16 protein-coding genes are annotated in these 19,387 nt (G+C 57.1%); 7 read left to right on the forward strand and 9 right to left on the reverse strand.

The genetic code is table 11. The annotated features are described in order from the left end of the window. Positions 1 to 411: 411 nt before the first annotated feature. A complete protein-coding gene (gene acs, locus OH720_RS25470) occupies positions 412 to 2,367 on the reverse strand; it encodes an acetate--CoA ligase (RefSeq protein ID WP_008058014.1) in 1,956 nt (651 codons plus the stop codon). Positions 2,368 to 2,968: 601 nt separating this feature from the next. Next, positions 2,969 to 4,027 (reverse strand): IS110 family transposase, encoded by a 1,059-nt coding sequence (locus OH720_RS25475; RefSeq protein ID WP_272606438.1) that lies wholly within the window; start codon positions 4,025 to 4,027, stop codon positions 2,969 to 2,971. A 698-nt stretch (positions 4,028 to 4,725) separates the two neighbouring features. Here OH720_RS25475 and OH720_RS25480 point away from each other — a divergent pair. From OH720_RS25480 to OH720_RS25495, 4 genes are all read left to right on the forward strand, one after another. Continuing rightward, the gene (locus OH720_RS25480) at positions 4,726 to 4,989 is read left to right on the forward strand and encodes a DUF2790 domain-containing protein (RefSeq protein WP_008058016.1); all 264 of its coding nucleotides are present in this window, start codon (positions 4,726 to 4,728) and stop codon (positions 4,987 to 4,989) included. A 540-nt stretch (positions 4,990 to 5,529) separates the two neighbouring features. Next, positions 5,530 to 6,777 carry a ribonucleotide-diphosphate reductase subunit beta gene (locus OH720_RS25485; RefSeq protein WP_008022799.1) on the forward strand — a complete coding sequence of 416 codons (1,248 nt, stop codon included), beginning with the start codon at positions 5,530 to 5,532 and terminating at the stop codon, positions 6,775 to 6,777. Between the two features lie 361 nt (positions 6,778 to 7,138). Continuing rightward, positions 7,139 to 7,717 carry a BRO-N domain-containing protein gene (locus OH720_RS25490; RefSeq protein ID WP_272603342.1) on the forward strand — a complete coding sequence of 193 codons (579 nt, stop codon included), beginning with the start codon at positions 7,139 to 7,141 and terminating at the stop codon, positions 7,715 to 7,717. A 101-nt stretch (positions 7,718 to 7,818) separates the two neighbouring features. Next, the gene (locus OH720_RS25495; RefSeq protein ID WP_272603343.1) at positions 7,819 to 8,532 is read left to right on the forward strand and encodes an HNH endonuclease; all 714 of its coding nucleotides are present in this window, start codon (positions 7,819 to 7,821) and stop codon (positions 8,530 to 8,532) included. Between the two features lie 117 nt (positions 8,533 to 8,649). On the opposite strand, the gene OH720_RS25500 is transcribed toward OH720_RS25495, so the two are convergent. The 5 genes from OH720_RS25500 to OH720_RS25525 form a co-directional block, all read right to left on the reverse strand. Further along, complete coding sequence (locus OH720_RS25500; RefSeq protein ID WP_272603344.1) at positions 8,650 to 9,354, reverse strand: DUF6933 domain-containing protein; 705 nt, start codon at positions 9,352 to 9,354, stop codon at positions 8,650 to 8,652. 36 nt (positions 9,355 to 9,390) lie between these two features. Next, positions 9,391 to 9,753 (reverse strand): hypothetical protein, encoded by a 363-nt coding sequence (locus OH720_RS25505; protein WP_272603345.1) that lies wholly within the window; start codon positions 9,751 to 9,753, stop codon positions 9,391 to 9,393. 501 nt (positions 9,754 to 10,254) lie between these two features. Further along, complete coding sequence (locus tag OH720_RS25515; RefSeq protein ID WP_272603346.1) at positions 10,255 to 10,638, reverse strand: hypothetical protein; 384 nt, start codon at positions 10,636 to 10,638, stop codon at positions 10,255 to 10,257. Between the two features lie 1,065 nt (positions 10,639 to 11,703). Next, positions 11,704 to 12,087: a hypothetical protein gene (locus OH720_RS25520; protein WP_272603347.1), complete on the reverse strand. Its 384-nt coding sequence runs from the start codon at positions 12,085 to 12,087 to the stop codon at positions 11,704 to 11,706. Next, on the reverse strand, positions 12,084 to 13,493 hold the full coding sequence (locus tag OH720_RS25525; RefSeq protein ID WP_272603348.1) for a PAAR domain-containing protein: 1,410 nt from the start codon (positions 13,491 to 13,493) through the stop codon (positions 12,084 to 12,086). Before OH720_RS25525 ends, OH720_RS25520 begins: the two co-directional genes overlap by 4 nt. A 120-nt stretch (positions 13,494 to 13,613) precedes the next feature. On the opposite strand from OH720_RS25525, the gene OH720_RS25530 reads away from it, so the two are divergent. Continuing rightward, positions 13,614 to 13,928, forward strand: a complete 315-nt coding sequence (locus OH720_RS25530) for a hypothetical protein (protein ID WP_272603349.1) — start codon at positions 13,614 to 13,616, stop codon at positions 13,926 to 13,928. A 7-nt stretch (positions 13,929 to 13,935) separates the two neighbouring features. Here OH720_RS25530 and OH720_RS25535 read toward each other — a convergent pair whose 3' ends face one another. Together OH720_RS25535 and arcD (OH720_RS25540) are read right to left on the reverse strand one after the other, a co-directional pair. Beyond that, positions 13,936 to 14,799: a DNA-3-methyladenine glycosylase family protein gene (locus tag OH720_RS25535; protein ID WP_272603350.1), complete on the reverse strand. Its 864-nt coding sequence runs from the start codon at positions 14,797 to 14,799 to the stop codon at positions 13,936 to 13,938. Next, positions 14,796 to 16,223 carry an arginine-ornithine antiporter gene (gene arcD / locus OH720_RS25540; RefSeq protein WP_272603351.1) on the reverse strand — a complete coding sequence of 476 codons (1,428 nt, stop codon included), beginning with the start codon at positions 16,221 to 16,223 and terminating at the stop codon, positions 14,796 to 14,798. Before arcD (OH720_RS25540) ends, OH720_RS25535 begins: the two co-directional genes overlap by 4 nt. Positions 16,224 to 16,666: 443 nt before the next feature. Between arcD (OH720_RS25540) and arcD (OH720_RS25545) the strand changes: the two genes are divergently transcribed. Further along, entirely contained in the window at positions 16,667 to 18,094 is a 1,428-nt protein-coding gene (gene arcD, locus OH720_RS25545; RefSeq protein WP_272603352.1) for an arginine-ornithine antiporter, read from the forward strand. Between the two features lie 33 nt (positions 18,095 to 18,127). Further along, positions 18,128 to 19,384, forward strand: a complete 1,257-nt coding sequence (gene arcA / locus OH720_RS25550; RefSeq protein ID WP_008057962.1) for an arginine deiminase — start codon at positions 18,128 to 18,130, stop codon at positions 19,382 to 19,384. Positions 19,385 to 19,387 lie beyond the last annotated feature (3 nt).

Genomic DNA, 19,387 nt, shown 5'->3' on the forward strand with positions numbered 1-19,387 from the left:
ATCAATATTGCAAGTTGCGGGCCTATTATTGGCAAACCCTTCTAATCCGGCAAGCTTGGCGTGGGCTGTTATTTTTTTGAGCAGCGCAAATGCACCATTGCCGGCATTTTGCGTTTCCCAATGCCCCGTATCGGCGCCGAGCGGTTACACATTCAGTTACTTGAAAAGTGACAGGTAACAGTGGGAAAGGGCCTACAGGGGAAGCCGATAATTATTGGTTGTTGTTTATGTAGAGCCTGACAGATTGCCATCGCGAGCAGGCTCACTCCTACAGGGATCTTTGGTAGACACAAAACCCTGTGGGAGTGAGCCTGCTCGCGATGAGGCCCGAACTGCCGCCGCTAACCCCAGGCAACAAAAAGCCCCACCAGACTCACACCCGGCAGGGCTTCTGCGACTCAAAAACGCTACTTACGCCACATTCATCGTCTTGTGCGTATCAATCAAATGCTGCACCACACCCGGATCAGCCAGGGTCGAAATATCCCCCAACCCATCGTACTCAGCGGTCGCAATCTTGCGCAGAATCCGCCGCATGATCTTGCCCGAACGCGTCTTCGGCAGCCCCGGCGCCCACTGGATCACATCCGGCGAAGCAATCGGACCAATCTCCTTACGCACCCAGTTCTTCAGCTCCAGGCGCAATTGCTCGCTGGTCTCTTCACCAGCGTTCAGGGTGACATAGACATAAATGCCCTGGCCCTTGATGTCATGAGGCACACCGACCACCGCCGCCTCGGCGACTTTCGGGTGCGCGACCATCGCGCTTTCGATCTCGGCGGTGCCCATGCGGTGCCCGGAGACGTTGAGCACGTCATCCACCCGACCGGTGATCCAGTAGTAACCATCGGCATCGCGGCGGGCGCCGTCACCGGTGAAATACATGCCGCGGAAGGTCTTGAAGTAGGTGTCGACGAAGCGGTCATGGTCGCCATACAGCGTGCGCGCCTGGCCCGGCCACGAATCGAGAATCACCAGGTTGCCCTCGGCCTCGCCTTCGATGATGTTGCCCAGGTTGTCCACCAGGGCCGGCACCACGCCGAAGAACGGACGTGCCGCCGAACCCGGCTTGAGGCCGTGCGCACCCGGCAACGGGCTCATCATGTTGCCGCCGGTTTCGGTCTGCCACCAGGTGTCGACGATCGGGCAACGGGATTGACCGACGTTCTTGTAGTACCAGTCCCAGGCTTCCGGGTTGATCGGCTCACCCACCGAACCCAGCAGGCGCAGGCTGCTGCCATCGGCACCTTCCACGGCGGCCGTGCCCGCCGCCATCATCGCGCGGATCGCGGTTGGCGCGGTGTAGAGGATGTTGACCTTGTGCTTGTCGACGATCTTCGCCACCCGGGTGATGTCCGGATAGTTCGGCACGCCTTCGAACAGCAGCGTGGTCGCGCCGTTGGCCAGCGGGCCGTAGACAATGTAGCTGTGGCCGGTGACCCAGCCGACGTCGGCGGTGCACCAGTAGATTTCACCCGGGCGGTAGTCGAACACGCGCTCGTGGGTCATGGCCGCGTACAACAGATAACCGCCGGTGGTGTGCTGCACGCCCTTGGGCTTGCCGGTGGAACCGGAGGTGTAGAGGATGAACAGCGCTTCCTCAGCGCCCATCTCTTTCGGCGCGCACACGGTGCCCGCCACTTTCATCAGGTCCTCAAACCAGATGTCGCGATGCTGGTTCCACTTGATGTCGCCGCCGGTGCGCTGGCACACGATGACTTTCTGGATGCTGCTGGTTTCCGGGTTGGTCAGGGCGTCGTCGACGTTGGCCTTGAGCGGGATCTTCTTGCCGGCACGGATGCCTTCGTCGGCGGTGATCACCACCTTGGATTTGCAGTCGATGATGCGACCGGCCAGGGCTTCCGGCGAGAAGCCGCCGAACACCACCGAATGAATCGCGCCGATGCGGGTACAGGCCAGCATGGCGACCACGGCTTCGGGAATCATCGGCATGTAGATGGTCACCACGTCGCCGCGGTGCACGTCCTGGCCACGCAGGGCGTTGGCGAACTTGCAGACTTGTTCGTGCAGTTCGCGGTAGGTGATGTGACGGCTTTCGGAAGGGTCATCGCCTTCCCAGATGATCGCGGTTTGATCGCCACGCTCGGCCAGATGCCGGTCCAGGCAGTTGTAGGAAACGTTCAGGGTACCGTCGGCGAACCACTTGATGTCGACATGGTGATCGTCGAAGGAGGTCTGCTTCACCGTGGTGAAAGGCTTGATCCAGTCGAGGCGCTTGGCTTGCTCGCGCCAGAAGCCGTCCGGGTTGACGACTGACTGCTGGTACATGGCCTTGTAGGTCGCCTCGTCGGTCAGGGTGTTGGCCAGAACCTCGGGACGAACGGGATACAGGGAAGCCGCACTCATCTTTCTTACCTCGGTGGAATAGTTGTTTTTGTATGACCCTGTTTTAGCCGGGCGGGGCCTATAGAACCATTCGACGATGGTAGTAACAAGCCCATACAAAACGTCCTGATAACCACAAACCACGTCTGGAACAAATGTCCCAACTATCACCCTCCCCCTGTTACTGATGATCGTTCCCACGCTCTGCGTGGGAATGTCGCCAGGGACGCTCTGCGTTCCACTGACGACGCGTTAATTGAGCCGTGCGCAGCGGTTATGCGAAGCGTCACAGGAAGCTGTATGTGAGATTTATTGTCGGAGTGCATATCCATTGTTGCGGTAACGGCCGCCTATGGTTTCGCTCTTATGTATGGACTCGCCCCCACTGGCCACCTGTTTTTCAAACACTGCTACCCGGTTGCATCTATGTATAAGGCCTGTTCGAGGAAGCCCTGTCTGCGGCTTCTGGCCGACATTGGTTGAGCTCGCGGTATGCCGATTACATGCAGGCCTCGAAGGCCGGTAAGAGCGCAGGCATCGATCCGCGACGGTCTGACCTGGGGTCAATGTTTTCTAGCAGGGGCTGAAGCGCCGTGGCGCCCCGGTGGCAGAACGCTTATGTTCAGTGACTTGGCGCAGCTGGCCGGCCATGGGCCGGTTGGCTGCGGTAAGTCTGCTCATTTTGTAGCAGCACCCAAACGATTCGCAGGTTGCGGTTCGCCAAGCGTATCGCCGCTTCCTTGCGCCCCAGCCGGGCCTGCCACCGTTGCAAGCGACGATCGTCGGGCAGCTCCGAATCCGCGCGCAAATGCCTCAATACCGCGTGAGCGCCTTGAACCATCAGGCTGCGCACATAGCTGTCGCCGCGTTTGCTTATCCGGCCCAGGCGAATTTTCTGCCCACTGCTTTTCTGCTCAGGCACCATGCCGAAGTAGGCGGCGAACTGGCGTGCATTGGCGAAGCGCTCAGGGTCGGTCTGCTTGGCCAAAAGCGCAGTGGCGATGATCGGGCCGATCCCGCGCACGGTCATCAGCCGTCGGGCCGTTTTGTCCTCGTTCGCGGCCTTCTCCAGGCGACCGGTCAGGACGTTGACCCGTTCGCCCAGTTGGCGCCACTCACCCAGCAGCTCGTCGATCAGTTCACGCAACATCTCCGGCAACGGTTGAGTGGCATCTTCCAGCACCCGAGGCAGGGTCTGGTTGATCGCCGCATCACCCTGTGCCAGGACAACGCCATGCTCCATCAGCAAACCGCGCATCTGGTTACTCATGGCTGTGCGCCGACGGACATAACCCTGGCGGGCCCGGTGCAAGGCCTGCATGGCCAGTGCGGTGGCGCTTTTGATGGGGACCGCGGCAATTTTGCTGTCGCGCCCGGCACGCAATATGGCCAGTGCATCATTTCGATCATTTTTGGCGCCGCTGCGGTGCTGGGCCACAAGCTGTGCCGGAAGAATCCGCGCCAGATTGCCCTGAGCCTGTAGTTGGCGCGCCCATGCTTGAGCGCCTGGACCTGTTTCCACGAGCACTACTATCCTTGGCGGCAGTTGGCGCAGAAAGGCATGAAAGGCTTCACGCGACTTGATGCGTTCTTCGTAAAGCACTTGGCCAAGAGCGTCTTCGCCTGCCACCTGAAAGACCTGCTTGGCCAAATCGACCGCCACTGTCGTGCAGGCCGACAGATCGCTGGAAGACAAAGACTGTTTAACCGTCGTATGCTTTTTCATGGATTCGCCCTCGCTGTCGGTGGCTTCTTAGACTGCCCCCGTGGCGCATTGACGCCTCGGCGCGGGCGAGTCCATCCAATTACAGCGACTCCCTTTTTCAAACGCCAAAAAGGAAGCAAAAGGCTTTGCCCCACCACTCGGTGCCTCGCCTAGGCTCGGCATGCCCTCTCTCCGGCATTGCTCCGTGGGTCGCCGCGATGGGCCGTCCCTGGCCCAGCGCGGCTAAACCGGCGTCCTGCCGGTTTCCCCACTGCGCAATGCCTGCGTTCGGCCATCGTGGTTAACGGGGCATCCAGATCTACAGCTAAAGCGAGGCGGCCTTAAAGCCGACCTGACTGTTACGGGTGTACCTGGCCTCCCCTGTAGGAGCGAGCCTGCTCGCGAAAAACCCGAGAACACCACGGGGCACCAGACAGCACGCATTATCAAAGGTATTCCGGGATTGTTACAAAATCCGTCAAAGGTGTTTATCAAAACCACGCCTATATGAATCCCACCCCCACGCCTAAAATTCGCTCCGCCAACCCGGCAAACTGAGTTAACCAAGTTACAGCCCCCACGAAGGCAGTTAACCCAAACCCAAGTAGTCAGATACACACGCAACCCCAAAAAGGTTGCGTGACCCCACTCGACTTCAAAAAGGTAAACACTAGATGAAAGCTTTATTGGTTCTGGCCCTCAGCAGCCTGTGCGCAACCGCCATGGCAGACGAGGCCCAGACTGATGTCGCGCAGCAACAACCGGCCATCGAGGATTACACTTACTCGATGCACCTGGACATCGCCAAAGTTATTTCAATGAGCGAAGTCCCCAATGTGTGTGAAGTTGTCCCGATGAAAATGGAATATGACGACTCCAAGGGCCAGCGCCATATCCTGCGTTACAGCGTCATGGGTAACGGCTGCTCCAGCGGCTGATCTGACTGCGCCGAATCCGGCCCGCTCAGCAGCCTGCTGAAGGTCGATTCCAGCCCGGCTGACGTCGGGCTCAGTTGTGTCTGGACTGGTCAAAAAACGCCCACAAACACAAGATGTAGTGAAAAAGGCCATTTTCTGCCTGTTTTTTGAACAAAACCGCTACCCCGGCATTTTTGCGAAAAAAAATCTTCACCCGCCAAAGCCCTGTAAACCCTCGCTCCGACCGAAAAACCCGCCCTCTCGACCGCTCCATGCGCGGATTCGCCCCACCACGACCCTGAAAATTTCCCTATAATGCGGCCTTAAACGGGCCTGCAATATCCCCTTACAGGGATGAAAAGCCAGTCTGAAGCCCCGCAGCAGCATTCGATGCTGATTGCGCCCATCAGTGGCTCTCGGAACCCCGTACAAAATTATGTTTATTTGCCTGCGTAGCACCGCAAAAAAACGATATCCAACGCGGCCAGCACCGCCGTGTGAAAAACCAACCCATCCATTTTCACACGGGCACGCTGGCCCTCACGCAGGAGACGACACGTCATGCTGAGCTGGGACGAATTCGACAAAGAAGACACGGAAGTAGCAGTCAAGAGCGCCAACGCCGGCCACGCCGCCGAAGCCAACATGGACCGTCTCGACAGCGCCGGCGGTGCCGCCGCCCTCGAAGCACGCGCCGTGACCGCCGCTGACTCCGCCGCCGTTGCCCGCGCCAAGGCTGCCCTGGATTCGCTCGACGTCGCCGAAGGCCTCGCCGAACTCGAAGGCGCCTCTGCCCGTGTCGCTGTTGATGAAAAGCGCATGATCAACTGCCGTGCCGACCTCAACCAGCTCGTACCCTTCAAGTACGACTGGGCCTGGCAGAAGTACCTGGACGGCTGCGCAAACCACTGGATGCCGCAAGAAGTCAACATGACCGCCGACATCGCCCTCTGGAAAAACCCGGAAGGCCTGACCGACGACGAGCGCCGCATCGTGATGCGCAACCTCGGCTTCTTCTCCACCGCCGACTCCCTGGTTGCCAACAACCTGGTCCTGGCCGTATACCGCCTGATCACCAACCCGGAATGCCGCCAGTACATCCTGCGCCAGGCGTTCGAAGAGGCGATCCACACCCACGCCTACCAGTACTGCATCGAATCGCTGGCCATGGATGAAGGCGAAATCTTCAACATGTACCACGAGATCCCATCGGTCGCGAAAAAAGCCACCTGGGGCCTGAAATACACCCGCTCGATCTCCGATCCGAAGTTCGAAACCGGCACCGTCGAAACCGACAAAGAACTGCTGCGCAACCTGATCGCCTACTACTGCGTCCTGGAAGGCATCTTCTTCTACTGCGGCTTCACCCAGATCCTCTCCATGGGCCGCCGTAACAAAATGACCGGCGTCGCCGAGCAGTTCCAGTACATCCTGCGCGACGAATCCATGCACCTGAACTTCGGCATCGACGTGATCAACCAGATCAAAATCGAAAACCCACACCTGTGGGACGCCGAAATGAAGGAAGAAGCTTCGCAGATGATTCTGCAGGGGACTCAGCTGGAGATCGAATACGCTCGTGACACCATGCCTCGCGGCGTGCTGGGCATGAACGCGGCGATGATGGAGGACTACCTCAAGTTCATCGCTAACCGTCGCCTGTCGCAGATCGGTCTGAAGGAAGAGTACCCAGGGACGACCAACCCGTTCCCTTGGATGAGCGAGATCATGGACTTGAAGAAAGAGAAGAACTTCTTTGAGACTCGGGTGATTGAGTATCAGACTGGTGGTGCGCTTAGCTGGGATTGATTCCAGAGCTAGCCACGATTTGACGACTTGAATCGGCAAATCGAAAATCTAAAAGCCCCCGATCCGTTCGGGGGCTTTTTTATGAAGTAGGAAAACGCTTACTAACCCTCTCAGTAGTGGCTAAACCTCCCACAAGAATTACAGCTGCGTCCGTATTGAAGAGCGTCTCAAGCGCTTTTAAGCTCTGTTGCAGGTGCCTAAGAAACGCCCAACGTAGAAGCAACTCCCTCACACGGTACGCATGCTGGCACTCGCTATGTATGCGCAATCTTGTATGTCAAAGGAGCTGCTGGTTGGGATTTCTTTGATCCTCTACGTTGGGTTCCGGCCCTCTCCCATTTCATACGTAGAGGTAATGGAAATGCCTGCAAAAATCCGCCATCGATCAGTCACTCCTGATCCTTGCAGCCCGACAGTCTTTACCCGTCATAACCTTCCACTCCATGCCCTTCTCCTGGAAAACCAAACTTGGTTCTGTGCCCGAGATATCGGTCGCTTAATGGGCATCCATCTGAGTGATCGTATGGTCAGCAAGCTGGATAAGGATCAGCGCCGTGTTTTGTGGATTGAGTATTTCCGGGAACCAGAAAAACAGATGATGCTCAGCGAGTCTGGTGTGTACGCGTTGTTGGTATATCACTACGTCCCAGGCAATCGATTATTGCGTGAGTGGCTGACTCATCAAGTGGTACCAGCCTTACGCGACGCTGAACCTTCGGCAAATACGGGCCTACCGATGCTGAGTTTGTTGGATTGGCCGGAGATGTCATTGAGCCTACTGCATTGGCAGAATGAAGGCTGGATTCGGCTGCGAGACATGCCTTACCTACTGCACGATCAAACACAGCGACGAGTGTCCGTCGCTAAGCCTTGGTGGCGGAGAGTCGCGCAGATGCTTCAGTTGTCGAAGCATTCGATGAGTTGGATGACGCGCTTGTAGGATCTCCTGCACGATCCGTCGCTATATCTTGTAGGAAAATTCGTAGACAGCCGTAATGGCCATTCAGTATCGTCCGAGGGTTTTCATCCCTCGGCGATTGTATGGATACCCCAAAGGAAAAAAGTGGCTGGAGTGATCAGGAGCTTGAGGCTTCGGTCGATGCTTATCTGAAAATGTTGGGGCTGGAGCAAAGCGGCCAGACGTTTAAGAAGTCAGTTGAGAATCAGCTTTTGCGTGAAGGCCCGTTAAGCAAACGTAGCGCCTCTTCGGTTGAGTACCGCATGCAAAATATCTCTGCGGTGCTGGAGCAATTGGATCTACCGCGGATTATTGGCTACAGACCCGCCAAGAACATTGGCGCAGGAATCGGGGAACGGATTCGCAAGGTATTGGCCAATAAAATGGTGCCAGGGGTGGGGGAATACGCTCCAACCGCCAACCATGAGACATTGCTACTTCGAGCGACAAAGCTGCAAAAACAGGGACTGAAGGTTGAGCCCACCGGTAACCCGAACCCACAACAAGCTAGCACCGTCACCACGTCATATGTCCGCGACCCCAAAGTCAGAGCCTGGGTGGCTGATTTGGCCAAGGGGATTTGTGAAGGTTGCGGCCAGAAAGCGCCATTTGAAGTTGATGGTTTGCCGTTTCTAGAGGTTCATCACGTTAAACATTTGGCGCAGAAAGGTTCGGATTGCATTTCTAACGCTGTCGCGCTTTGCCCGAACTGTCATCGGCGTTGCCATCTTTCGAGCGACAAGGTTGAGTTCACCTTGTCACTTTATACGAAGGTGAAGCGGCTCAAGCGTGAGTAATTGGCAGCAGTTGCTCGACCTCATTACTCATGATGAGCGCGCCCTCACGGGTTCACCGTCTGTCAGGCAGCCCCATTACACCGAAGACTAACTACGCGTCCTCATGCGCCTTCTGCATTATTGCAATGGCTCGATCGCTTGCCGAAGCTTGTCTTCCAGCGCCCATATCTCCCTCTTCACTTCCATGCGCCGCTCACGGGCGGCTTGAATGCGAGACTCATCGAGGCCACCGTAGCGACGTAACCAGTGAACGATCATTTCCTCATCAGGGTAGTAATAGTCCTTGTGGCCTTTACTACTTCTTGGGGTGTCGTTCATCTCACTGTCGAAGCGGCCAGCCGCGAATTCATCCGGGGGCAACGTACCCCATTCGGCGGCGCAATCCTCGAATACCCAGGAAATCTCATTGAGGTGTTTTTGCGCGCCGCGATGCCCGCGTTTGAAAAACACGTACTCCCGGCAACTCTCCTGGAAACGTTCCATCATCGGCTCGTCATCGACCCAGCGAAGGATGTCGTAGTGGCCCGCATGGCGGATCAGGCCGTTTATCCAACGCTCGGCAAAACGATCGACAAAACCTTCGATGTCCGCTTTTTTCGCCTCCGCAAAAATCATGCAATAGCGGGTTTGCACATGGATGACGAACAGCACGTGCTTGCGTTGAACGGTAATGGCGTGGACCAGCCATTGTTCGGCAGACTCATCAGGCGCGTCGTCCTCAATAATGGGCGATGGTGGTTTACCCACCGGGGTGATTTTCTTGCCTTTGTGCACACGACTGAAAAAGTTGCTGGCGGCTTCGGTGCAATTGAAGATCAACATCCTGGTTCTCTGGTAGAAGGCGGGTGATAGCGGTTGTCAGTCTTGCCGCACGATCTCATCAGCCCATTCAATCTCATACGGCTGGCGAACCACGTCAGCAATCTCTTCCCGCGCCGCTTCGCTGAGGACCGACAGTTCTGCATCGGTCAGCAAGTCGTGCCTGACCATCATTCTCAAAGCCATCAGTGCGCTATAGCGACTGTAAGGATCGAAAGTCCGGACGATGTCTTTATCCCGGTCGCGCATCAGCCGATAAAGCATCCCATACCTGGCTTGAGCCGAAAGCGCGTCATGTTGAGTGATGGTCTGGGCATCGGCCAACACACCCTGGCAGAAACGATCGAGCGCAAGCTTGTGCAGTTCCTTGAATTTCTTCCAGTCGCTTTCGATGATGGACATGAGCATTACCCCTGCGAAGGATCATTGACGAAGTAAAACGCATTCTTGCCGAAAAATCCTGTCGAATTCAGGTCATCAACGTCCGTGAGGCTGAACGGGACAAAGTCGCAAAGATCAAAAAATCAATGTGATCCAAGCTCAAAAAAACTGTGCAAAAAACACAGTACATTTTGATCAGCACTCTCCAGCCCGGAGAACCCCCTTGCCTCTCAAGCGATGAAAGTTACCCTGGAGCGTATCGCCCTTTTCCAATCCACCCCGGCACACTGCACCTAGACCCGAGCGATTCGCCACCCCTCTCACCAAGCGTGGAGCCCATCCAGATGAGTGGCATATCCCGGCATCTGCCCTACGTCCGGCTTACGTCCGGCGATGAACCAGTCTCTGACAACTGCTGACATCCCAATCAAGCCAAGTATTTTCCTACTGGCGAGTAGTACTAGAAGGCAGCAGCGCAGAGCTACAGGATTTGGTTTGAGAGGCCAGACTTTCTAGGTGCTGTTACCAAAGGCCAAAAATTTTCCCAATGCACCACACCAAGAATAATGCCTCCACAAGCAATGTTAGGCTCCGCCACAAAATAACCAGCTTGCGCTTGATTGGCATTGGAAGGTTCTCAATGTCCTCAGCACTGATGGTGCCGTTTTCGATACCTCTACGTGGTGACGAGACGTAATGGGCAATATTGCTGATCATCCTCAACCGCCCCGATGGGCCTGCGTGTCGCCAGAAGGCGAGAACGGTAATTGCCGGGCTGTTTTTCAGGTGCCCAAAGAGTACATCCATCTTGGTATAGGCCATATGAAGTGCTATTACGAGCCAGACGAAGATCAGCAGGAGGATTACGCCACCGAGAGCACCGAAGATCATCTCCGTCTTACTCATCTCGTCGCCTCATAAATACGGTCACCAATCCACTCGCCAATTCCACCCACTACTGCTCCCCTTCAAGGCCCTTGTTGCTACCACCATGCGGTGCTTTCTTCCCCGCCCCCGTCACTCAGCATGGTTTTTTGTGTATTTCAGCTGAGTATCTCTGACTTCCCTATTATGACCAGCAATATCATTGCAATGATAAGTCCGATAAAACTCCATTGCAGCATTACAAGCTGACGCTTAAGTGGGAGCGGAAAGCTGTCTATGTCCTCAGCACTGGCCAGGCCTCGTTTGAGGAAAAATCTCGGAAATGTAAGAATGCTAGAGATGTTTCCTATTAACTGCATCCTGCCATATAGGCTTGAGCGCCTATATATTCCGATAGTCAGGAGGTAAGAGCTGCTTTTGAAGTGCGACGACATCAAGTCACTCTTGGTGTGAGTCAGATACAAAGCTGCCCCAATGCACAGGAATTGACCGGTAATAACTACGCCGCACAAGCTAATGAATATTATATCTGCGGTAGTCATTTCATAGACTCATAAATTTTATCTCCAACCATTTCACCAAATGTGCCGCCCAATTCCCCCCCCAGCGAATGATCCAATTCCAACCACCAAAATACCGCATGCCAATGGCGCAAGGCCGGCTGTAGGCACAGTGAGTCCGATGCAGAGAACTCCGACTAACGGAGCAGTTATCCCGCCAGCCAATGCACCGCCCCCAATTTCTCCCGCAAAACTCCCTGCCTCAGTGAATTTAACCCGCTCGCAAGCCTCAGTATTCCAGCCGTACATACATCCTGAACCTTCATGGCGGACGCCCCTCCACCAATGGCCGTGCCGACCCAGCCACCGTACTTGAGGTATTTGGAAGCCCTGGCCACACCCTCCAGATGAGTGGCGTATCCCGGCATCTGCCCGACGTGCCGGCTTACGTCCGACGATGAACCAGTCTCTGACAACTGCTGACATCCCAATCAAGCCAAGTATTTTCCTACTGGCGAGTAGTACTAGAAGACTGCAGTGCAGAGATACAGGATTCGGTTTGAGAAGCCAGGCTTTCTGGGTGTTGTTACCTAATGCCAAAAATTTTCGCAATACACCACAGCAAGACTAATGACACTGAAAGTAATACTACGCTGCGCCGCAAAAAAACCAGCTTACTCTTGATTGGCGCTGGAAGATTCTCTATGTCTTCAGAACTGATGGTGCCGTTTTCGATACCTTCACGTGGTGACGCGACATAATGGGCAATGTTGCCGATCATCCTCAACCGCCCCCATGGCCCTGCGTGTTTCCAGAATGCGAGAACAGTAATTGCCGGGCTGTTTTTCAGGTGCTGAAAGAGTACATCCATCTTGGTGTAGGCCATATGAAGTGCTACTACGAGCCACACGAAAATCAGTAGGAGGATTACGCCACCGAGAGAACCGAAGATCATCTCCGTCTTACTCATCTCGTCGCCTCGTAGATAACGTCACCGATCCACTCGCCAAACCCGCTGCCTACTGCTCCCCCCACCACGGCCCCTGTTGCTACCGCCACTGCGGTGCATACCGCGGTCCCCAAACCGCCATTGTTTGCCCCGAATGCAATGCAAAGCCTGCCAGTGGTCTTAACTGACAACGCTATGCCTGCGGCGGCACCTCCCATGATTCCGCCAGCAAAGCTGCCCGCCTCGGTGAATCTAACACGCTCGCAAGCTTCGGTATTTCCCGCCATACACACATCCTGCACCTTCATGGCAGATGCTCCTCCGCCAACGGCAGTACCCAGCCAACCGCCGTATTGAACGTATTTAGAAGCCTTCGCCACACCTTCAAGATGGGTGGCATGACCCGGTATTTGCCCCCCAGGACTGGCATTGGTCCAGTGGTGGACCAGGCTTTGGCTGGAAATACCCAACATTTTTTTCAAGTTGATATGGTCAGGGAATCCAATGCCCTTGCGGGTCAGTGCCGTCATATGGCTGTTCAGTTGTGCGAGCAGACGCTGGCGCTCTGCAAAGAAGGCTGGCGAGCGCAGGTGCCCATCTCTTTGCAGCGTATTCTGTTGCAACGCTTCAATATCCCTCAAGGCATTGCCTACATTATCCAGGTTGTTCTTGAAGATACTCGCGCCAACGCCAATAGCGTTCGAGCCATAGGTCAGGAAGGCCTGGATGACATCACGGTGTTGCACCATGAAATCCGCTTCTTCAGGGCTAAGCGTTTCAATGATCTGGTTGGTCCTGGCCGCTACGTCCATGAGCAGGGCTTCTTCACGGGTGCACTGGTAGTTGTTGGGGTCGCTCAGCACGATCATCGAGCCGGCCTTGATGTCGCGCAGGTTGGGATTGAGCAGCTTGAATTTACCCATCACCGCCGGGTCACGCAGGGTGAATAAAGAAGCTTCGAGCTGTTCGCGGGTGGTGCTTTTGGGCACGATGTAGAAGCCTGGTTCTGGGGCTGCTGCACTGCCCAACGGCACTGGCTTGGGAGTGCTCGACGCAGACGCGACACCGGCTGAGCGTGGTGCCGGATTGTCGGCGAGAGGCGTGGTCGGTTGGGGCGCAGCCCTTGTGGTCTGGGGCGCAGCACTGCTACGCGACTCATACGTGGCGGTAAACACCGAAGGGATCAACCTGGCTCTGCACGGGCAAGTGCTGAAGCTGTCCAGCGAGCCCGCCACGATCCTGCCATGACTGTTGATGTAGGAGACGCCTCCCACGATGGTATAGGTTTCGTCGTTTTTGCCGCAGGAAACCCGGTCGCCTTCACGGGCATGGGCGATGCCAAACATCATGACGCGTGTGTCGGCCTCCAAAACCTGGCCACCGCAAGTGGTCTTGTCACCCAGGCGAATGAAATGTCCTTGTGCCATTGCTGATCTCCCTCTCTACGGGCGCCCCAGTCATGGAAAGCGCGCCACTGTTAACGATCGATAAGCCGACTCGGGATGAGTGGCTTAACGCAAAGTACGTGGACAGAGAGGAAACTCAAGATGGCCGAGAAAATCAGGAAATGTCCCACAAGCCATGCAGAAAAAGGCGACAAAAATGGAGATAGAGAAAATATCCATTCGTGCTTGGTTCGTAAAAAACTCAAAAAAGGGACATTTAGAACGAAACATCATTCGCCCCATCATCTCCTCGGCGGCAGGTCATGGTGGCTGATTCAGCATTTGTGTTGGACGGGCTGGCGCTATCGCCAGCAGGCTGGCTCCCACAGGGGTTTTGTGGGGTGGCTGGGATTTGGGATTGGCCTTAAGTTTTCGGGGCTTTTTGGTATTTGGGCCGGGGAATGGCTTTCGGTTTAGAGCTTGCTCAATCCGCACGACTCAGTGAGGTCCACAACAACTGCGCCGCATACCCCCGATACGGCCGCCACCCCTCAGCCCTCTCCAACAACTGCCGAGCCGTCACCGGCCCACCCTCCAATGCCGCCAACGCGTTGATCAACCCCACATCCCCATTCGGCAACCCATCCATTTCACGCATCTGCCGCAGGGCAATGTATTGCGCGGTCCAGTCACCAATGCCATACAACGCCAGCAACCGCGCCACGCCGCCCTGACGACCGGGTTCAAACAACAGGGGATCATCGAGCACCGCCTGGGCCACGCCCGACAGCGTACGGCCTCGGCTTTTTGGCATTCCCAACGTCGCAAGGTCCGCCGCCGCCAACACCGCGGCCTCGGGAAACACATGGGTCAAGCCTCCGCGCGCCGGGGTCAAGGGCGTGCCGTATTGCGCCACCAGTTTCCCCGCCAGTTTGATCGCCGCGCCCACGGTAATCTGTTGCCCCAGTACTGCGCGGATCGCCAGTTCCAGACCGTCCCACGTCCCCGGCACGCGCAGCCCTGGGCGCTTTGCGATCAGCGGTGCCAGCAGAGGATCAACAGACAGGTGCTGATGAATGCTGATCAGGTCGGCATCCAGATCAAACATCCGCCGCAGCCTGGCGACGATCTCTGGCACTGCGTTGATATCTGGAAAGTCCAGGGTCAATTCCAGTGAGTCCGCCGTCGCCGGCGTGATCGACAGCGTGCCATGAACCCCGTTCAAGCCGATGCTGCGCGAGTAAACGTCATCGGCCACTTCTTCGATTCCGGCGATCGCCCGTGCCGACAGGAACCCCAGCATCGCGGGCCAGTCGTAGGGCGGCTGGAACGCCAGCAGCAACCTCACAGGCTGAGCAGTCCGCTGTACAGGGCGTACGCCGCCAACCCGGCAGCGCTGATGACGCAGGTAAATATGCCCTTCTCGATGGTGGTGAACACCGGCTTGCCCTGTTCATGCCTGGCCTTGGCGAACAGGATCACGCCTGGGGCATAGAGCAGCGCCGAGAGCAGCAGGTACTTCACGCCACCGGCATACAGCAACCACACCGCATAGCTCAGGGCGATGCCGCCGATCAGCAGGTCCTTGGTGCGTTCGGCGGAGGCGTGCTCATAGGTTTCACCGCGTCCGCTCAACAACACTGCATAAGCTGCCGACCACAGGTAAGGCACGAGGATCATCGATGAAGCGAGGTAGATCAGGCTGGTGTAGGTGCCGGCGGAAAACAGCGTGATCAGCAAAAACAGCTGAATCATCACGTTGGTCATCCACAGCGCATTGACCGGCACATGGTTGGCGTTTTCCTTGGTCAGGAACGCCGGCATGGTCTTGTCCCTGGCCGTGGCGAACAGGATTTCGGCACACAGCAGTGCCCAGGACAGCAAGGCACCCAACAGTGAAATCCCCAGGCCGATACTGATCAGCAACGCGCCCCACGGGCCGACGATGTGCTCCAGCACCGATGCCAGCGACGGGTTCTGCAAGGTGGCCAGTTCCGGTTGGCTGAGGATCCCCAACGACAGCACGTTGACCAACACCAGCAGGGCCAGCACGCCGAGAAAGCCGATGACCGTGGCCCGGCCCACATCCGACCGTTTCTCTGCCCGTGCCGAATAGACACTGGCGCCCTCGATGCCGATGAACACGAACACCGTGACCAGCATCATGTTGCGCACCTGGTCCATCACGCTGCCGAAGCTCGGGTTGCTGTGCCCCCAGATGTCGCGGGTAAAAATGTCCGCTTTAAAAGCCACGGCGGCGATCACGATGAACATGATCAGCGGCACGATCTTGGCGACCGTGGTCAGCAGGTTGATGAACGCGGCCTCCTTGATCCCGCGCATCACCACGAAATGCACCGTCCACAGCAGCACCGAGGCACAGGCGATGGCGATCGGGGTGTTGCCTTCGCCGAACACCGGAAAGAAAAATCCCAGGGTGCTGAACAGCAGCACGAAGTAACCGACGTTGCCCAGCCACGCGCTGATCCAGTAGCCCCAGGCCGACGAGAATCCCATGTAGTCGCCGAAGCCGGCCTTGGCGTAGGCGTACACCCCCGAGTCCAGTTCCGGCTTGCGGTTGGCCAGGGTCTGGAACACGAAGGCCAGGGTCAGCATGCCGACAGCGGTGATGGACCAGCCAATCAGGATCGCCCCTGCATCGGCCTTGGCCGCCATGTTCTGCGGCAGGGAAAAGATCCCGCCGCCAATCATCGACCCCACCACCAGGGCGATCAGTGCGCTCAGGCGAAGCTTTTGCGTCGATTGCGACATGGCGGCGTCTCCAGTTTCCAAGGGCGGCAGTCGCCACGAGAACGTCACTAAATCTGTGGTAACTAAATGGATGAAGCGTAATGACGTTTATTGGATAACGCCAACAAACATCCCTTTAACGGCGAGATATGACCGAATAGGCGTCGATATATTTTTTCGCTTTATATATGTTTTTTGATAGGCAAATTCTGTTCTTAAAAGCCATCCACAAAATTTGCGGATTGGCAAAAAAGGACTAGCTTCATAAGTCGCAAGGAATGCGAAAAAGATTCAACAAAAATTCAACGAAGCCTCTGGGACAAGCATTACAGGCAGTAGCTTTGTACGAGCAACTCTTTCAGTTATTAACAATGGAATGTAGACCCGCACTGATCTAAGTCAGTCGACTGAATGGCTGGCGGACTTAGTCTGTTGCCTCTCTTCTCCTGCAATGGAGTCATGCAATGTCTGAAGCTCCCGGAAAACTGAAACTCGGCGCGCTGGTTGCCCTAGTCGTCGGTTCGATGATTGGTGGCGGCATCTTTTCCCTGCCGCAGAACATGGCGGCCAGTGCGGACGTCGGCGCCATTCTGATTGGCTGGGCGATCACCGCTGTCGGTATGCTCACCCTCGCCTTTGTGTTCCAGACCCTGGCCAACCGCAAGCCTGACCTGGACGGCGGGGTGTACGCCTACGCCAAGGCCGGCTTCGGCGACTACATGGGTTTCTCTTCGGCCTGGGGCTACTGGATCAGTGCCTGGCTGGGCAACGTCGGCTACTTCGTGCTGTTGTTCAGCACCTTGGGCTACTTCTTCCCGGTGTTTGGCGAGGGCAATACCGTGGCCGCCGTGATCGGCGCGTCCGTGTTGCTGTGGGCCGTGCACTTGCTGGTGTTGCGTGGGATCAAGGAAGCGGCGTTCATCAACCTGGTGACCACGGTCGCCAAGATCGTACCGCTGATACTGTTCGTACTGATCGCGATTTTCGCCTTCAAGCTGGAGATCTTCACCGCCGACATCTGGGGCATGAAAAACCCGGACCTGGGCAGCGTGATGAACCAGGTGCGCAACATGATGCTGGTCACCGTGTGGGTGTTCATCGGCATCGAAGGCGCGAGCATTTTCTCGGCCCGTGCGGAAAAACGCAGTGACGTGGGTAAAGCCACGGTGATCGGTTTCATCACCGTGCTGCTCATTCTGGTGCTGGTGAACGTGCTGTCGCTGGGCATCCTGACCCAACCGGAACTGGCCAAGTTGCAGAACCCGTCGATGGCCGCCGTGCTCGAACACGTGGTGGGCCAGTGGGGGGCGGTGCTGATCAGCGTCGGCCTGATCATCTCGCTGCTCGGAGCCCTTCTGTCCTGGGTGCTGCTGTGCGCGGAGATCATGTTCGCCGCCGCCAAGGACCACACCATGCCGGCGTTCCTGCGCAAGGAAAACGCCAACCAGGTACCGGTCAACGCGCTGTGGCTGACCAATGCCATGGTGCAGATATTCCTGGTCATCACGCTGTTTTCGGCCAGCACCTACCTGTCGCTGATCTACCTCGCCACCTCGATGATCCTGGTGCCGTACCTGTGGTCGGCGGCGTACGCCTTGCTGCTGGCCGTGCGTGGCGAAACCTACGAAGGCGCGGCGGGCGAACGCCAGAAGGATCTGCTGATTGGCGCCGTGGCGCTGATCTACGCGGTCTGGCTGCTGTACGCCGGCGGCATCAAATACCTGCTGCTCTCGGCCCTGCTCTATGCCCCCGGCGCGATCCTGTTCGCCAAGGCCAAGCTGGAACTGAAGAAACCGGTTTTCACCAACGTCGAGAAGCTGATTTTCGCCCTGGTGGTCGTCGGCGCCCTGGTGGCGGCCTACGGTCTCTATGACGGCTTCCTGACCCTGTAACACGACTGTTTTGCCATCTGGAGGTTCACTGAAATGACCACGGAAAAAGTTAAGTACGGCGTCCATTCCGAAGCCGGCAAACTGCGCAAGGTGATGGTTTGCTCCCCAGGACTTGCCCATCAGCGGCTGACCCCGAACAACTGCGACGAACTGCTGTTCGATGATGTGCTGTGGGTGGCCCAGGCCAAGCGCGACCATTTCGATTTCGTCACCAAGATGCGTGAACGCGGGATCGACGTGCTGGAGATGCATAACCTGCTGACCGACATCGTCGCCATCCCCGAAGCACTCGACTGGATTCTTACGCGCAAGATCACGCCCGATACCGTCGGGGTAGGCCTGATCAAGGAAGTGGACTCCTGGCTGCGCAGCCTCGAGCCTCGCCAGATCGCCGAGTTCCTGATTGGCGGCGTCTCAGGTGATGACCTGCCGGACGCGTTCGGTGGCAAGGCCATCCAGATGTTCCGCGACTTCCTCGGCAGCTCCAGTTTCCTGTTGCCGCCCCTGCCCAACACGCAGTTCACCCGCGATACCACCTGCTGGATCTACGGCGGTGTGACCCTCAACCCCATGTACTGGCCAGCACGGCGGCAGGAAACCCTGCTGACCACTGCCATCTACAAATTCCACCCGCAATTCACCGGCGCCGACTTCCAGATCTGGTACGGCGACCCGGACAAGGATCACGGCGCTTCGACCCTCGAAGGTGGCGACGTGATGCCGATTGGCAACGGCGTGGTCCTGATCGGCATGGGCGAACGCTCGTCACGCCAGGCCATCGGCCAACTGGCGATCAACCTGTTCAAGAACAAGGCCGTGGAGAAAGTGGTCGTTGCCGGCCTGCCCAAGTCCCGAGCGGCGATGCACCTGGACACCGTGTTCAGTTTCTGCGACCGCGACCTGGTGACGATTTTCCCGGAAGTGGTGAACCAGATCGTCGCCTTCACCCTGACCCCGGACGAGAGCAAACCGGGTGGCATTGACATCCGTCGGGAGAAAACCAACTTCCTCGATACCGTGGCCGCCGCCCTGAACCTCAAGGCCCTGCGCGTGGTACAGACCGGCGGCAACAGCTTCGCCGCCGAACGCGAGCAATGGGACGACGGCAACAACGTGGTCGCCGTGGAGCCCGGCGTGGTCATCGGCTACGACCGCAACACCTACACCAACACGCTGCTGCGCAAGGCCGGTGTGGAAGTCATCACCATCAGCGCCGGCGAACTCGGACGCGGTCGCGGCGGCGGCCACTGCATGACCTGCCCGATCATCCGCGACCCGATCGACTACTAACCT

The sequence above is a fragment of the Pseudomonas sp. WJP1 genome, from assembly GCF_028471945.1.
GTDB lineage: Bacteria > Pseudomonadota > Gammaproteobacteria > Pseudomonadales > Pseudomonadaceae > Aquipseudomonas.

What these genes read in the sequence shown, in the direction of transcription:
- OH720_RS25490 (WP_272603342.1), top strand. Translation starts at nt 7,139, where the DNA reads ATGCCTGCAAAAATCCGCCATCGATCAGTCACTCCTGATCCTTGCAGC.
- OH720_RS25495 (WP_272603343.1), top strand. Translation starts at nt 7,819, where the DNA reads ATGGATACCCCAAAGGAAAAAAGTGGCTGGAGTGATCAGGAGCTTGAG.
- OH720_RS25515 (WP_272603346.1), bottom strand. Translation starts at nt 10,638, where the DNA reads ATGAGTAAGACGGAGATGATCTTCGGTGCTCTCGGTGGCGTAATCCTC.
- acs (WP_008058014.1), bottom strand. Translation starts at nt 2,367, where the DNA reads ATGAGTGCGGCTTCCCTGTATCCCGTTCGTCCCGAGGTTCTGGCCAAC.
- OH720_RS25500 (WP_272603344.1), bottom strand. Translation starts at nt 9,354, where the DNA reads ATGTTGATCTTCAATTGCACCGAAGCCGCCAGCAACTTTTTCAGTCGT.
- arcD (WP_272603352.1), top strand. Translation starts at nt 16,667, where the DNA reads ATGTCTGAAGCTCCCGGAAAACTGAAACTCGGCGCGCTGGTTGCCCTA.
- OH720_RS25505 (WP_272603345.1), bottom strand. Translation starts at nt 9,753, where the DNA reads ATGTCCATCATCGAAAGCGACTGGAAGAAATTCAAGGAACTGCACAAG.
- OH720_RS25485 (WP_008022799.1), top strand. Translation starts at nt 5,530, where the DNA reads ATGCTGAGCTGGGACGAATTCGACAAAGAAGACACGGAAGTAGCAGTC.
- arcD (WP_272603351.1), bottom strand. Translation starts at nt 16,223, where the DNA reads ATGTCGCAATCGACGCAAAAGCTTCGCCTGAGCGCACTGATCGCCCTG.
- OH720_RS25525 (WP_272603348.1), bottom strand. Translation starts at nt 13,493, where the DNA reads ATGGCACAAGGACATTTCATTCGCCTGGGTGACAAGACCACTTGCGGT.
- OH720_RS25530 (WP_272603349.1), top strand. Translation starts at nt 13,614, where the DNA reads ATGGCCGAGAAAATCAGGAAATGTCCCACAAGCCATGCAGAAAAAGGC.
- OH720_RS25520 (WP_272603347.1), bottom strand. Translation starts at nt 12,087, where the DNA reads ATGAGTAAGACGGAGATGATCTTCGGTTCTCTCGGTGGCGTAATCCTC.
- OH720_RS25480 (WP_008058016.1), top strand. Translation starts at nt 4,726, where the DNA reads ATGAAAGCTTTATTGGTTCTGGCCCTCAGCAGCCTGTGCGCAACCGCC.
- arcA (WP_008057962.1), top strand. Translation starts at nt 18,128, where the DNA reads ATGACCACGGAAAAAGTTAAGTACGGCGTCCATTCCGAAGCCGGCAAA.